Here is a 14089-nt window from a genome sequence, read left to right as displayed (position 1 = left end):
CCGATCCCCAGGAGCACCCATGGCCCACCCCGCAGCGGTCGCCCGGCGCGACCGCACCCACTGGCTCTACCTCGCGGTGATCGCCGCCGTCCTCGCCGGCATCGGCGTCGGCCTGCTGTTCCCCGAGTTCGCCGCCGGGCTCAAGTGGATCGGGACGGCGTTTGTCGGCCTGATCAAGATGATCATCGCGCCGGTCATCTTCTGCACCATCGTGCTGGGCATCGGCTCGATCCGGCAGGCGGCCAAGGTCGGCCGGGTCGGCGGGCTGGCGCTCGGCTACTTCCTGCTGATGTCGACGGTGGCGCTGGCCATCGGCCTGGTGGTCGGCAACCTGCTGCACCCGGGCGACGGGCTGCAGATCTCTGCGGACCTGCGCGGCGAGGGCGCCGAGCTGGCGGCCACCGCGCACGAGAGCGGGGGGACGACGGACTTCCTGCTGGGGCTCATCCCGACCTCGCTGCTGTCGGCGCTGACCGACGGCTCGGTGCTGCAGGCGCTGCTCGTCGCGCTGCTCGTCGGGTTCGCCATCCAGGCGATGGGGCCGGCCGGTGAGCCGCTGCTGCGCGGCGTCGGGCACCTGCAGAAGCTGGTCTTCCGCATCCTCGCCATGATCATGTGGGCGGCCCCCGTCGGCGCCTTCGGGGCGATCGCCGCCGTCGTCGGCGAGACCGGCGTCGACGCGCTGAAGAGCCTCGCGGTGATCATGCTGGGCTTCTACGCGACCTGCGGCCTGTTCGTGGTCGTCGTCCTCGGCCTGCTGCTGCGTCTGGTCGCCGGGGTCAACCTCTTCAGCCTGCTGCGCTACCTCGGCCGGGAGTTCCTGCTCATCGTGTCGACCTCCTCCTCGGAGACCGCGCTGCCCCGGCTGATCGCGAAGATGGAGCACGCCGGCGTGAGCAAGCCGGTCGCCGGGATCGTCGTCCCGACCGGGTACTCGTTCAACCTCGACGGCACCGCCATCTACCTGACGATGGCCTCGCTGTTCATCGCCACGGCGCTGGGCGACCCGCTGTCGGTCGGCGAGCAGGTCGGCCTGCTGCTGTTCATGATCGTCGCCTCCAAGGGCGCGGCCGGCGTCACCGGCGCGGGTCTGGCCACCCTGGCCGGCGGGCTCTCGGCGCACCGGCCGGACCTGCTCGACGGCGTCGGCCTCATCGTCGGCATCGACCGGTTCATGTCCGAGGCCCGGGCGCTGACCAACTTCGCCGGCAACGCGGTGGCCACCGTGCTGGTCGCCACCTGGACCCGCGAGCTGGACCGCGAGCAGCTGTCGGCCGCGCTCTCCGGCAGCGCCCCGTTCGACGAGGCCACCATGCTCGACGACGAGCACGGCGCCGCGGAGCTGCCGACCTCGGCGACCGCCGCCGGGCCCGGCGACCGCGACGCCGCGGCCGAGGAGCGGGAGCTGGCGCAGGCGTCGCTGCGCTGACCCGCACCGCCCGCACGGGCCGGGGCCGGCACCGGGAACACCGGTGCCGGCCCGCCCGCGTCTACGGGGCCCGGCGCGGGGGCAGCGGCACGGTCGCGAGGTCCTCGGCGACGACCAGGTCCCCGGCGAAGACGGCGGCCGCCTCGTCGCGGAACGCCCGGGGGTCGGGGTAGCGCTGCGAGAAGTGGGTGAGCACCAGCCGGCGCACCCCGCACTCCGCGGCCACCCCGGCCGCCTGGCGGGCGGTGAGGTGCCCGTACTCGTGGGCGAGGGCGGCGTCCTCGTGCAGGAAGGTGGCCTCGACGACGAGCAGGTCGGCGCCGTCGGCGAGGGTGTGCATGCCGTCGCAGAGCCGGGTGTCCATCACGAAGGCGAACCGCTGACCCGGCCGCGGCGCGCTGACCTCCGCCAGCCGCACCGTCCGGCCGCCGGTGTCGAGCACCCCCTCGCGCTGCAGCCGGCCGACGTCGGGACCGGCGATCCCCGCCGCGGCCAGCCGGTCGGGCAGCATGCGGCGGCCATCCGGCTCGACCAGGCGGTAGCCGACGGCGTCGACCGCGTGGTCCAGGCGGCATGCCTCCAGCACGGGCGGGCCGGGGTCGAGGACGCCGTCCTCCCGCACCGGCTCGGGGCGCAGGTCGGTGACGTCGCGGAAGGCCGATGCGGCCAGCAGCCGGTCGAGGAAGGGCCGCCCGGACGCCGGGGAGTGCACCGGTACCGGCCGGGTCACGCCGTCCAGCGACATGCGCTGCACCACGCCCGGCAGGCCGAGGCAGTGGTCGCCGTGGAAGTGGGTCAGGCAGATCCGCGTGACCGCGCTGCTCGGGACGCCCGCGAGCAGCATCTGCCGCTGCGTGCCCTCCCCGGGGTCGAACAGCAGCCCCTGCCCGTCCCAGCGCAGCAGGTACCCGTTGTGGTTGCGAGTGCGGGTCGGGACCTGGCTGGCGGTGCCGAGGACGACGAGCTCGCGGACCGTCACCCCGCCGACCGTAGGCGGGGGCGTAACGTCCCGCCGCCGCGGCAGACCACAGCCTCGTGACACCCACCGAGACCCGAGACCGATCCGCGGCCCCCGCCACCCGGGAGAGCTGGCACCGGGTGGCCGAGCACGTCCTCGCCGCCGGCCAGTACGCCGCCGCCGGGACGATCCGGCTGCGCGCCCTCCCCGGCGGGTTCGGCACCACCGCCGGCGTCGACGGCCGGCAGCTCGCCGTCGTCGGTGACCGGCTGGTGGTCACCGGCCCCGACGGCCGCAGCGGGACGCCGCTGACGACGCTGCGCGAGGTCGCCGCGGCCGCCGGCGTCCGGCCCGGCCTGACCGGCAGCTACACCCCGGCGACCTCGTCGGACCCGGACGCGCCGCTGCCCGTCGACCTCGAGGCGGCCGCGACCCTGGCCGCCTGGTACGCCCTCGGCGACGCCGCCCTGCGCCGGCTGGCCGCCGCGCTCGGCAGCCCGCAGGAGCCGGTGCTGTGGCCCGAGCACCTCGACCTCGGCATCACGCACGACGCGGTGAACTACGGCGTCTCCCCCGGCGACGACGCCGTCCCCGAGCCCTACGCCTACGCCGGCCCGCACGAGGGCCGGCCCGCCGGCCCCGACGTCGACCGGGACTTCTGGACCGCGCCGTTCGGCGCCGTGCGCACCGCCGCGCAGGTCCCCGCCGCCGACGACGTCCTCGACTTCTTCCTCCAGGCCAAGGCACGCATCGACGAGGCACGGACCGAGGCAGCACGCACCGACAGGAGCAGGTCATGAAGGGACTGCAGGGCAGGACGGCGCTGGTGACCGGCGGGAGCTCCGGCATCGGCCAGGCCATCGCCATCCGGCTGGGCCAGGAGGGCGTCGACGTGGCGATCAACTACGTCGGCCCGCCGCAGGGCGCGGAGGAGACCCGGGAGGCCATCGAGCACGGCGTCGAGATCTGCATGAAGGAGATGTCGGCGGCCGGCACCCGGCCGCTGCTGGTCGCCGCCGACGTCTCGCAGGAGGACCAGGTCGCCGCGATGTTCGACCGGGTGCTCGGCGAGTACGGCCGGGTCGACCTGCTCGTCAACAACGCCGGCATCCAGGTCGCCGCCGACAGCGACGAGCTCGACGTCGCCGCCTTCGACAAGGTGCTGGCGGTCAACCTGCGCGGGGCGTTCCTGTGCAGCCAGCAGGCCATCCGCGCGTGGCTGCGGGCGGACCGGCCGGGGAGCATCGTCAACGTCTCGAGCGTGCACCAGGTGATCCCGAAGCCGCGGTTCGTGGGCTACTCGGTGTCCAAGGGCGGCATGCAGAACCTGACCCGCACCCTGGCGCTGGAGTACGCCGCCCGCGGCATCCGGGTCAACGGCGTCGGCCCGGGCGCCACGGTCACGCCGATCAACCGCTCGTGGATCGACGACCCGGTCAAGCGGCGCATGGTGGAGAGCCACATCCCGATGCGCCGGGCCGGCGACGCCGAGGAGATGGCCGCGGTCACCGCGTTCCTGTGCTCCGACGAGGCCGCCTACATCACCGGCCAGACGCTGTTCGTCGACGGCGGGCTGACGCTCTACCCGTCGTTCGAGACCACCTGGTCCTCGGAGTGACCGCCGTCGGCACCTCGCCGCCCGTCGCGGAGCGGACGGCGGGGTGGTTCCCCTCGCGGTGGGGCGCGGACGACCAGGCCGGCGCGCTCAACGAGATCACGCCGGCGACGGTGCTGGCGGCGGTGTCGCTGGTCCGCACCGGCCGGGTGCTCGACCTGGCGCACGTGCTGCACGCCGGGGTGCCGGCGTTCCCCGGCCGCACCTACCGCTCGTACCTGACCACCAACGCCCACGCCGTCAACCGCCGCCGGCCGGGCGGGACCCCCGAGGGCTGGGGCCGCAACGCGGTCAACTGGGTGGTCGAGCAGGTCACCGCCACCCAGCAGATGGGCACGCACCTGGACGCGCTCAACCACCTGCAGGTCGGCGACCGCACGTACAACGGCCACCGGCTGGCCGACATCGCCGAGGAGCACGGCACCAGCCGGCTGGGCGTGGACTCCCTGCCGCAGGTCGTCACCCGCGGGCTGCTGCTCGACGTGGCCGCGGCCCGCGGGGTCGCCGCCCTCGAGCCCGGCGACGTGGTCACCGTCGCCGACGCCGAGGCCGCGCTCGGCGGCCGGCGGCTGCGGCCGGGGGACGCCGTGCTGTTCCACACCGGCTGGGGGCGGCTCTGGGACGACGACCCGGCCGGCTACGGCGCGGGCGAGCCCGGCCCGGGCCTGGAGCTGGCGGGGTGGCTGGCCGCGCAGCGGGTCGCGCTCACCGGGTGCGACACCTGGAGCTACGGGCCGGTGCCTCCGGAGGACCCCGATGAGCCGTTCGTCGTCCCTCAGACGCTGAACGTCCGGCACGGCGTGGTCGTGCTGGAGAACCTGCGGCTGGCCGAGGCGGCCGCCGCCGGGCTGCGCGAGTTCTGCCTCGTGGTCAGCCACGCCAAGCTGCTCGGCGCCACCGGCGCCTGGGTCACCCCGCTCGCGATCACCTGAGGAGAGGTCCGCCATGAGCGAGCACGCCGACGTCGTCGTCATCGGGTCGGGTGCCGGCGGTGGTGCCGTCGCCTGGGCGCTCGCCCCGACCGGGAAGAGGGTGCTGCTGCTGGAGCGCGGCGACCGGCTGCGCCGCGAACCGCAGAACTGGGACCCGCAGGCGCTGTGGGCGGACAAGCGCTACGCCAACAGCGGGCAGTGGACCGACGGCGCCGACGGCCGCCGGTTCACCCCGAAGCAGCACTACTACGTCGGCGGGAACACCAAGTTCTACGGCGCGATCCTCTACCGCTTCCGGGAGCGCGACTTCGGCCCCGTGCAGCACGTGGACGGCGTCTCCCCGGCCTGGCCGATCTCCTACGCCGACCTCGCGCCGTACTACGACCGCGCCGAGGCGCTGTACCAGGTGCACGGCACCCGCGGCGAGGACCCGGACGACCCGCCGGCGAGCGGGCCCTACCCGTGGCCGGCGATCAGCGACGAGCCGCGCATCGCCCAGCTGCGTGCCGACCTCACCGCGGCCGGGCTGCACCCCTTCTCCCTGCCCAACGGCATCCTGCTCGACGAGGCCCGACCGCACCTGTCGGCGTGCATCCGCTGCGCGACCTGCGACGGGTTCCCGTGCCTGGTCAACGGCAAGGCCGACGCGCAGGTGATGACCGTCGAGCCCGCGCTGCGGTACCCGGACGTGCAGCTGCGGACCCGCGCCCGGGTCGTCCGGCTGGAGACCGACCCGACCGGGCGCAGCGTCTCGCGGGTCGTCGTCGACCGGGACGGCGAGCGGGAGGAGTACACCGCCGACGTCGTCGTCCTCGCCGCCGGGGCGATCAACTCGGCGGCGCTGCTGCTGTCCTCGACGTCGGACCGGCACCCGGCCGGCCTGGGCAACGGCTCCGGGCACGTCGGCCGGCACCTGATGCTGCACAACAACTCGGGCCTGGTCGCGTTCTCGCGGACGCCGAACCCGACCCGGTTCCAGAAGACGCTCGGGGTCAACGACTTCTACTGGTCCGACCCGTTCGACCCCGGCTGGGAGTACCCGGTCGGCTCCATCCAGATGAACGGCAAGAGCGACGCCGTCCTCATCGGCTTCGACGTCCCCGACGCCCGGGACCCGGCCGACCTGGCCCGGCACTCGATCGACTTCTGGTTGACCACCGAGGACCTGCCGCTGGACGAGAACCGGGTGACCGTCGACCGCGACGGGCGGATCAGCCTGCACTACCGGCGGACCAACGCGGCCGAGGTGGCCCGGCTGCGGATGCGGCTGGAGGGCCTGCTGGACGCGATGCGCTGCGAGTCCGACGTGCACGAGAACCGCACCTACGCCGGCGGCCAGCTCGGCATCGGCGGGGTGGCGCACCAGAACGGGACGATCCGCTTCGGCCCGGACCCGTCGTCCGCCCCGCTGGACCTCGACTGCCGGATGCACGAGGTGGACAACCTCTACGTCGCCGACTCGTCGTTCTTCGTCTCCAGCACGGCGGTGAACCCGACGCTGACGATCGTCGCCAACGCGCTGCGGGTGGCTGACCGGATCGCCGAGCGGCTGGGCGCCGGCGCGACGGCCCGCGCTGTCCCGCCGCCGCGGGTGGAGCCGGAGGTGACCGTGCGGGCCTGACCGGCGCGGCGGCCCGGGGAGCGAGGGGTGCGCTTAGTCCTCGATGACGTCGAGTCCCTGCTCCCGCAGCCGGGCCAGGTGGTCCAGCATCCCCTCCACCAGCTCCGGGGCATGCCCCTGCCAGCCGGCCACCTCGTCGACGACGCGCAGCGGGTGGCGGGTGCGGTAGGACTGCGTGGGGTTGCCGGGGAACCTCTTGTCGGTCACGTTCGGGTCGTCCTCGAAGGGGCCCAGGGGCTCCACGACGTAGATGCGTCCCCGCTCCCCGTCCCCGGCCAGCGCTGCCGCCAGTTCGGCTCCCCATGCGGCCGTGCCCACGAGGGCGGCGAAGTAGACGTGGTTCGACACCCGGCCCTCCTGGAAGTTCGAGCCGTGGCCGGGGAGCAGCTCGTCGCCGACCTCGAGCGCGGACCTCGTCCCGTGGTAGAAGGGTCCCTCGATGTGCGCGCAGCGCTCGTAGGTCACGGGGGCACGGGTGCCGCTGGTCTCGCCCATCGCCGTCCTCTTCTCAGCTGTCGCGGTCGCGGAGGCGCCTCGGGTGAGCGGGTCGCTCGAGGGCAGCCGTCCGGCTCACCCTGCGGACGTGGCTCCGGGTCAGCCGTCCGGCCGGCTGGTCCCGCCTCGGGGCGAGGCGCCTACCCGTTGCCCTGCCGGCTCACCATCTCGGTGATCCAGATCGGCGCGTACGGGGACGTGCAGTTCGGGGGCGTCGGGTAGTCCTTCAGCACCTCCAGGCGCTCCCCGATGTCGATCGCCCGGGCGCGGTGCTCGGCGTGCTCGATCCCGATCTGGGCCAGGCAGTGGTTCATCGCCCACTGCAGGCGGTCCGGGGCACCCTTCATCTCCGCCTCGATGACGTCGAGGAGCCCGGGGAGGTCGAGGCCGTCGGGCTTCCTCGCCACACGCGCCGTGGTCAGCGCCCAGCCGGCGCTCGCGACCACCGGGTCCGGGTCGGCGGACCAGGCCCGGCGCAGCTCCTCCGCGTGCGGGCTCCTCGCGACCACGTAGCTCACCAGCCAGTCGTGCACCTTGGGCGTCCGCGCCTGGCGCAGCATGGCGTCCAGCTCCTCGCGCTCGAACGCCTTCGGGCGGCAGATCAGGATCGCCAGCAGCCGCGCCGCCGACTCCCCGGTCGCCCACAGGTCGCGCGCGAGGTCCTGCTGGGTCTTCAGCCGCTTGGCGAGCGCCCGCAGGGCGCCTAGGTTCACGCCGTGGTCGTCGCCGTGCCGCTCGTTCACCTCGCGGATCCTGGGGTCCTCGAGCGCGGCCAGCTCGGCCATCACCTCGGCGACCGTCAGCCCGGTCGCGGCCGTCTGCGTCATCTCGGCCTCCTCTCCACCGCGCAGGGAACCAGACCACGACGACGGTTCGGGGCTCCTGTGCGGCCGATCCTGCCCTCGGTCCGGCTCGAAGGCGAGCACGCCGCGACGGACCGGCCCCCAGCGACCGACGTCTCCGCGGGAACGTCTCCGCGGGAACGTCTCCGCGGGAACGAACGTCTCCGCGGGAACGTCTCCGCGGGAACGTCTCCGCGGGAACGTCTCCGCGGGAACGTCTCCGCGGGAACGTCTCCGCGGGAACGTCTCCGCGGGAACGTCTCCGCGGGAACGTCTCCGCGGGAACGTCTCCGCGGGAACGTCTCCGCGGGAACGCAGCAAGGCCGAGGCCTTGACCGCGTTCCCGCGGAGGCGCTCGTGGCTACCAGAAGCGCCCGCCGGCGGGGTCGAGCCCGGCGCCGGTTCCCGCGAATCTGAATCACCACCGCTCGCCGCTCGCCGCTCCCCGCGCTCGGCGGGGCGGGATCCTCGCGTCGCGGCGTCACCCCGGCAGGCCCGGCGCCGGGTGGATCAGGAGCAGGAGCAGCCGGCCATCGGACCCGCAGGGCCGGCATGGGCTGGCGTTCTGGCGCCGCCAGCGCCAGAATGGCGCCATGCCCAGCGTGCAGATCAAGGACGTGCCGGCCGAGACCCACGCCGTGCTCCGGCGCCGGGCCGCGGCCGCGCACCAGTCGCTGCAGGAGTACCTGCGTGCGCGGCTGATCGAGGAGGCCGGCCTCGCCACGGTGGACGAGGTGCTGGAGCGTGCCGGCGGCCGAGCCGGCGGCTCCGTGCCGTTCGCCGCGTCGGTGTCCACGATCCGGGCGGACCGTGATCGTCGTTGATGCCAGCGTGCTGGTGACCGCACTGGCGGACGACGGCGCCGACGGCGACCTCGCTCGCGCCCGGCTGCGCGGGGAGACACTGGCGGCGCCGGAGCTCCTGGACCTCGAGGTGCTGTCCGTGCTCCGCCGGCAGCAGCGGGGTGGGCACCTGCCCCTCCGGCGCGCGGAGCAGGCCCTGACCGACCTGACCGACCTGCCGGTGCGGCGAGCGCCCCACCGGGCCCTGCTCGGGCGCTGCTGGGAACTGCGGGAGAACCTGAGCTCGTACGACGCCGCCTACGTCGCCCTGGCCGAGGCACTCGCCGTTGCGCTGGTCACGGCGGACGCCCGGCTGGCGCGGGCGCCCGGAACCCGGTGCCGCGTGGAGGTCGTCGGGCCGCCGCCGGCCTGACCGGCTCCCCCCCGCCCCGCACGGGCCGGCTCCGCGTGCCGGTGGGCGAGCGCACGGGCCGCGCTCCCCGATGTCGATCGCCCGGGCGCGGTGCTCGGCGTGCTCGATCCGAGCTGGGCCAGGCAGTGGTTCATCGCCCACTGCAGGCGGTCGGGGGCGTCCTTCATCTCCGCCTCGATGACGTCGAGGAGCCCGGGGAGGTCGAGGTCGTCGGGGCCGGGGCCTTGCCCGCGTTCCCGCGGAGACGTCCGGTGGTCCGGAGGAATGCCCACCCGGCGGTCCCGCCGTCTGCACCGGCCGGGTCGAGCCGCCCGCCGGCTCAGCGGAACTGCATCTCCACCGCGCGCCGCGCCCCCGGCTCGGCGGTGGCCTCGGGCGACGACGTCCGCCCCAGCAGGCCGAGGGCCAGCGCCGGGTAGACCAGCACCGAGAGCAGCCCGGCGCAGACCAGCGCCGCGCCGGTCACCGGGTCCAGCCGGCCGGTGGCCTCCCCGATCTGCACCGCGGTCACCAGGAACGGCAGCGAGGTGGCCTGCAGCAGCCCGACGGCGGCGGCACCGCGCCGCCCCAGGGTCCGCGCGTGCAGCAGCGCCGGCACGCCGCGCACCAGGAGCAGCACGGCGAGGAACACCGGCACCCGCAGCAGCGCCGACGGCTCCTCGAGCAGGCCGCGCAGGTCCAGCCGCACCCCGCTGCTGACGAAGAACACCGGGATCAGGAAGCCGAACCCGATCGCCTCCAGCTTGACGCGGAAGTGCGGGTGGCTCGCCGAGTCGCGGTCGAGGACGCCGACCAGCGCGCCGGCCAGGAAGGCGCCGAGCAGCAGCTCGAACCCGACCCGCTCGGCGAGGACGACGAAGGCGAACAGCAGCACGACGACCAGCCGCACCCGGATCTCCGCCGTCGTGTCCTGCAGCCGTACCAGCACCTCACCCAGGCGCATCGACATGCCGGCCCGGCCGAGCGCGACCGCGAGCACCGCCACCAGCACGCCGAAGCCGACGAGCACGGCCGCCGTGGCCCCCGCCCCGCCCCCCGAGGTCGAGAAGAGCAGGGTCAGCAGGACGATGGCGGAGAAGTCGGCGACCGACGCCCCGGCGATGGTCGCCTGACCGACCGGGGAGGCCACCTGCCCGGCGTCCTTGAGGACGGGGACGACCAGCCCCAGCGCGGTGGCGGTCAGCGCCACGGCGAGGAACAGCGGGCTGGCCGTCCAGCCGAGCGCGCCGGCGCCGAGGCCCACCACCAGGGCGAGCCCGGCGCTGAGCAGGTAGCCGGCGCCGGCCGGACCGAGGGCCTGCCCCCGCACCCCGCGCAGGTCGATCTCAAGGCCCGCGAGCAGCAGCAGGAAGGCCAGGCCGGTGACGGACAGGACGGCGACCGGCAGGTCGACCTCGACCCAGCCCAGCACCGAGGGCCCCAGCACCACCCCGGCGACGATCTCCAGGACGACGGCGGGCACCCGCAGCCGGGGCGCCCAGCCGAGCGCCAGCGGCACGAGGGCCGCCACCGCGGTGACGACGAGCAGGTTGGTGAACGACACGTCGGGCACGGCGGGCCTCCGGTCAGACGCCGAGCGCCTCGAGGGCGTGCAGCCACACCTCCGAGACGGTCGGGAACGGGGGGACGGCGTGCCGCAGCTCGCCCAGCGGCACCCGGCAGGCCACGGCGACGGTGGCCGAGTGCAGGAGCTCCTGCACGCCGCTGCCGGTGATCGTGGCGCCCACGAGGACGCCGCGGTCGGCGTCGACGACGAGGCGGGTGGTGCCCTCGGCGCCGTCCCCCAGGACGTAGGCGCCGGGCACCTCGCCGGTGGCCACGTCGACGACCCGGACCGCGAGCCCGCGGTCGCCGGCCGCCGCGGCGGTCAGCCCGACCGCGCAGACCTGCGGGTCGGTGAAGGTGACCCGGGGTACGGCGTCGCGGCCGGCCCGGTCGGTGAGGTCACCGCCGGTGAGCGCGGAGGCGGCGACCCGCGCCTGGTACTTGCCCATGTGCGTGAACGCGGCCCGGCCGGTGCAGTCGCCGATCGCGTACAGCCAGCCCTCCGGCACGCCGGTGGCGCGCATCCGGTCGTCCACCTCGACCGGGCGACCGGGGGCCAGGCCCACCGTCCCCAGCCCGACGTCCGCGGTCGCCGGCCGGCGGCCGACCGCGACCAGCAGCTCGTCGGCGGTCACCGCCGTCCCGTCGGAGAGCGTCGCGGTCACCGGGCCGTCGGAGCCGGCCCGCGCGACGGACGCCACGAGCGTGCCCAGGCGCACGGCGACGCCCTCGCGGGTCAGCGCGGCCAGCACCTGCTCCCCGGCGAACGGCTCCTCGCGCGGCAGCAGCCGGGGCGTGCCCTCCACGACCGTGACCTCGGCCGAGCCGAGCCGGCGGAACGCCTGGGCCAGCTCCAGACCGACCGCGCCCCCGCCCATCACCAGCAGCCGCGCGGGCACCTCCTTGGCCGCCGTGGCGGCCCGGTTGTCCCACGGCCGCACCTCGGCCAGCCCGGGCACCGGGGGCAGGACGGCGCTGCTGCCGGTCGCGAGCACGACCGCCCGCCGCGATACCAGCACCGGCCCGCCCGCCACGGCCACCCGCCGCGGCCCGGCCAGCCGGCCGGTGCCGCGCACCAGCCGGACGCCGTGCCCGGCCAGCCAGCGCTGCTGCCCGGCGTCGTCCCAGCGCGCGGTCATGAGGTCCCGGCGGGCCAGCGCGGCGGGGACGTCGACCGGTCCGGCCACCGCGGCCGCGGCCCCGGGGACCCGGCGGGCCGCGGCCAGGACGTCGCCCGGCCGCAGCAGCGTCTTGCTCGGGATGCACCCCCAGTACGAGCACTCGCCGCCGACCAGCTCGCGCTCGACCAGCACCGTGGACAGGCCGTGGTCGGCGCACCGGCCGGCCACCACCTCCCCGGCGGGGCCGCCGCCCACCACGACGACGTCGACCTCCTGCACCGCAGCGGACATCGGGACCTCCTCGCGTTCGGTGGCCCCTGGTCACGGCGGCCGGCGCGGGTGTTACGCGTAACGGCCGGCGGCGCCGGCGGGACAGGGGGCACACCAGCGCCGTCCGCCCCGGGAGACCCCCATGAGCTCCACGCCCATCGCCGACCACGCCTTCCTCTCCGACCGGCACTCCAGCGCGCTCGTCGACCGCGCGGGCTCGGTCGAGTGGCTGTGCTTCCCGCGCTTCGACAGCGCATCGGTGTTCGGCCGGCTGCTCGACGACGACGCCGGCCACTGGTCGGTGCACCCGACCGCCGGGTGGCGCTCGAGCCGCCGGTACGCCGGGCGCTCGCTGGCCCTGCAGACGACCTTCAGCACCGCCGGGGGCACCCTGGTCCTCACCGACGCCCTCGGCCTCGGCCCCGACAACGGCGGGCACCGCCTCGGCCGGGACGTGCCGCATGTGCTGGTCCGCCGGCTGGCGTGCACCGACGGCGAGGTCGAGGTGGACGTCGACTACCGGCCGCGGCCCGAGTACGGCCTCGTCGTCCCGCTGCTGTCGCACGTCGACGGCGGGGTGACCGCCCGGGGCGGCGCCGACTGGCTGGTGCTCACGCTGCCCGGCGACGTCCGCGTCGCCGACGGCCGGGCCCGTGCCCGGCTGCGGCTGCGGGCCGGCGACGTCGTCCACCTGGCGCTGCAGCGCAGCACCCTGGGCGACGCCGTCCCCGCGCACGTCTGGGCGCAGGAGGACCTCGCGGCCCTGCTCGACCGCACCCTCGCCGCCTGGGAGTCCTGGTGCGACCTGCACCAGGCCTACGACGGGCCGTGGGCCGACCTCGTGCACACCAGCGGCCGGGTGCTGCAGGGGCTGTCCTACCAGCCGAGCGGGGCGGTCGTCGCCGCGGCCACCACCTCGCTGCCGGAAGGGGTCGGCGGCGAGCGCAACTGGGACTACCGCTACGCCTGGGTGCGCGATGCCAGCTTCACCATGGAGGCGCTGTGGGTGGCCGCCTGCCCGGACGAGGCCGAGGACTTCTTCGCGTTCATGACCACCGCGGGCGCCGGCGGGGTGGGGCCCGAGCAGTCGCTGCAGATCATGTTCGGCGTCGGCGGGGAGCACGACCTGACCGAGCGCACCCTGCGCCACCTCCGCGGCTGGCGGGACAGCCGGCCGGTCCGCGTGGGCAACGGCGCCTGGGACCAGCGGCAGGTCGACGTGTACGGCGAGCTGCTCGGCGCGGCCGCCCGGCTGGCCGACCAGCTCCCCTCCCTCGACGAGGACACCCGCCGGTTCCTGGTGGCCTGCGCCGACGCCGCCGCCGTCCGCTGGCGCGACCGCGACCAGGGCATCTGGGAGGTGCGCGGGGAGCCGCAGCACTTCCTCTACTCCAAGGTGATGTGCTGGGTCGCCCTCGACCGGGCCGTGTCGCTGGCCGCGGTGCTGGACGCCGAGGACCGGGTCGACGGCTGGAAGCGGGCCCGCGACGAGATCGCCGCGGTGGTGCTCGAGCAGGGCTGGTCCGAGCAGGCGCAGGCCTTCACCCAGTACCCGGGCACCACCGCCCTGGACGCCTCGAACCTGATGATGCCGATCGTCGGGTTCCTGCCCGCCGACGACCCGCGGGTGCTGGCCACGATCGACGCGGTCGCCGACCGGCTGACCGACGAGCGCGGGCTGGTCTACCGCTACCGCACGGACGACGGCGTCGACGGGCTGGCCGGGGAGGAGGGCACCTTCCTGCTGTGCACCTTCTGGCTGGCCCAGGCGCTGGCGATGTCGGGCCAGGTCGAGCGGGCACGGGAGGTCTTCGCCCGGGCGGCCGGGTACGTCAGCGACCTCGGCCTGCTGGCCGAGGAGGTCGACGCCACCACCGGTGAGCTGCTGGGCAACGTCCCGCAGGCGTTCAGCCACATCGGCCTGGTCAACGCCGCGTGGGCGATCGACCAGGCCGAGCGGGCGCGGCGCGGGACCAACGGCCGGTGACACCGGGCGGCGCGGCCACCATCCTGGGGCGGCCCTCCCGGCCGACCGCGTGGAGGCCG

At 75.4% G+C, this 14089-nt stretch carries 13 protein-coding genes; 8 read left to right on the top strand and 5 right to left on the bottom strand.

Annotated features, from left to right (window positions below; genetic code table 11):
• Positions 1 to 19 precede the first annotated feature (19 nt).
• A complete protein-coding gene (locus D0Z06_RS10310) occupies positions 20 to 1429 on the top strand; it encodes a cation:dicarboxylate symporter family transporter (protein ID WP_117377278.1) in 1410 nt (469 codons plus the stop codon).
• 61 nt (positions 1430 to 1490) lie between these two features.
• Here the strand turns inward: D0Z06_RS10310 and D0Z06_RS10305 are convergent, their stop codons facing one another.
• Positions 1491 to 2408 (bottom strand): ribonuclease Z, encoded by a 918-nt coding sequence (locus D0Z06_RS10305; protein ID WP_117377277.1) that lies wholly within the window; start codon positions 2406 to 2408, stop codon positions 1491 to 1493.
• 56 nt (positions 2409 to 2464) lie between these two features.
• Between D0Z06_RS10305 and D0Z06_RS10300 the strand changes: the two genes are divergently transcribed.
• The 4 genes from D0Z06_RS10300 to D0Z06_RS10285 are packed head-to-tail and all read left to right on the top strand — an operon-like array spanning position 2465 to position 6555.
• Positions 2465 to 3187 (top strand): hypothetical protein, encoded by a 723-nt coding sequence (locus D0Z06_RS10300; protein WP_117377276.1) that lies wholly within the window; start codon positions 2465 to 2467, stop codon positions 3185 to 3187.
• Complete coding sequence (locus D0Z06_RS10295; RefSeq protein ID WP_117377275.1) at positions 3184 to 4005, top strand: glucose 1-dehydrogenase; 822 nt, start codon at positions 3184 to 3186, stop codon at positions 4003 to 4005. The genes D0Z06_RS10300 and D0Z06_RS10295 overlap by 4 nt, the downstream gene beginning before the upstream one ends.
• Positions 4002 to 4934: a cyclase family protein gene (locus tag D0Z06_RS10290; RefSeq protein ID WP_158579930.1), complete on the top strand. Its 933-nt coding sequence runs from the start codon at positions 4002 to 4004 to the stop codon at positions 4932 to 4934. Before D0Z06_RS10295 ends, D0Z06_RS10290 begins: the two co-directional genes overlap by 4 nt.
• 13 nt (positions 4935 to 4947) lie before the next feature.
• The gene (locus tag D0Z06_RS10285; RefSeq protein ID WP_117377273.1) at positions 4948 to 6555 is read left to right on the top strand and encodes a GMC oxidoreductase; all 1608 of its coding nucleotides are present in this window, start codon (positions 4948 to 4950) and stop codon (positions 6553 to 6555) included.
• A 33-nt stretch (positions 6556 to 6588) separates the two neighbouring features.
• On the opposite strand, the gene arr is transcribed toward D0Z06_RS10285, so the two are convergent.
• Both arr and D0Z06_RS10275 read right to left on the bottom strand, forming a co-directional pair.
• Positions 6589 to 7050, bottom strand: coding sequence for an NAD(+)--rifampin ADP-ribosyltransferase (gene arr / locus D0Z06_RS10280; protein WP_117377272.1), 462 nt, complete (start codon positions 7048 to 7050; stop codon positions 6589 to 6591).
• 140 nt (positions 7051 to 7190) lie between these two features.
• The gene (locus D0Z06_RS10275; RefSeq protein ID WP_117377271.1) at positions 7191 to 7877 is read right to left on the bottom strand and encodes a DNA alkylation repair protein; all 687 of its coding nucleotides are present in this window, start codon (positions 7875 to 7877) and stop codon (positions 7191 to 7193) included.
• A 608-nt stretch (positions 7878 to 8485) separates the two neighbouring features.
• On the opposite strand from D0Z06_RS10275, the gene D0Z06_RS10270 reads away from it, so the two are divergent.
• Positions 8486 to 8716, top strand: coding sequence for a FitA-like ribbon-helix-helix domain-containing protein (locus D0Z06_RS10270; RefSeq protein WP_117377270.1), 231 nt, complete (start codon positions 8486 to 8488; stop codon positions 8714 to 8716).
• Positions 8703 to 9107, top strand: a complete 405-nt coding sequence (locus D0Z06_RS10265; RefSeq protein WP_117377269.1) for a type II toxin-antitoxin system VapC family toxin — start codon at positions 8703 to 8705, stop codon at positions 9105 to 9107. Before D0Z06_RS10270 ends, D0Z06_RS10265 begins: the two co-directional genes overlap by 14 nt.
• 319 nt (positions 9108 to 9426) lie before the next feature.
• Here the strand turns inward: D0Z06_RS10265 and D0Z06_RS10255 are convergent, their stop codons facing one another.
• A complete protein-coding gene (locus D0Z06_RS10255; protein ID WP_117377268.1) occupies positions 9427 to 10659 on the bottom strand; it encodes a cation:proton antiporter in 1233 nt (410 codons plus the stop codon).
• 13 nt (positions 10660 to 10672) lie between these two features.
• Positions 10673 to 12064 carry a dihydrolipoyl dehydrogenase family protein gene (locus D0Z06_RS10250; protein ID WP_117377267.1) on the bottom strand — a complete coding sequence of 464 codons (1392 nt, stop codon included), beginning with the start codon at positions 12062 to 12064 and terminating at the stop codon, positions 10673 to 10675.
• 121 nt (positions 12065 to 12185) lie between these two features.
• On the opposite strand from D0Z06_RS10250, the gene D0Z06_RS10245 reads away from it, so the two are divergent.
• Positions 12186 to 14030: a glycoside hydrolase family 15 protein gene (locus tag D0Z06_RS10245; protein WP_117377266.1), complete on the top strand. Its 1845-nt coding sequence runs from the start codon at positions 12186 to 12188 to the stop codon at positions 14028 to 14030.
• Positions 14031 to 14089: the final 59 nt, after the last annotated feature.

It is taken from the genome of Geodermatophilus marinus (assembly GCF_003428645.1).
Taxonomy (GTDB): Bacteria; Actinomycetota; Actinomycetes; order Mycobacteriales; family Geodermatophilaceae; genus Geodermatophilus.
Note: the sequence above shows the minus strand (reverse complement) of the source record. Positions and strands in the feature narration are given on the sequence as shown.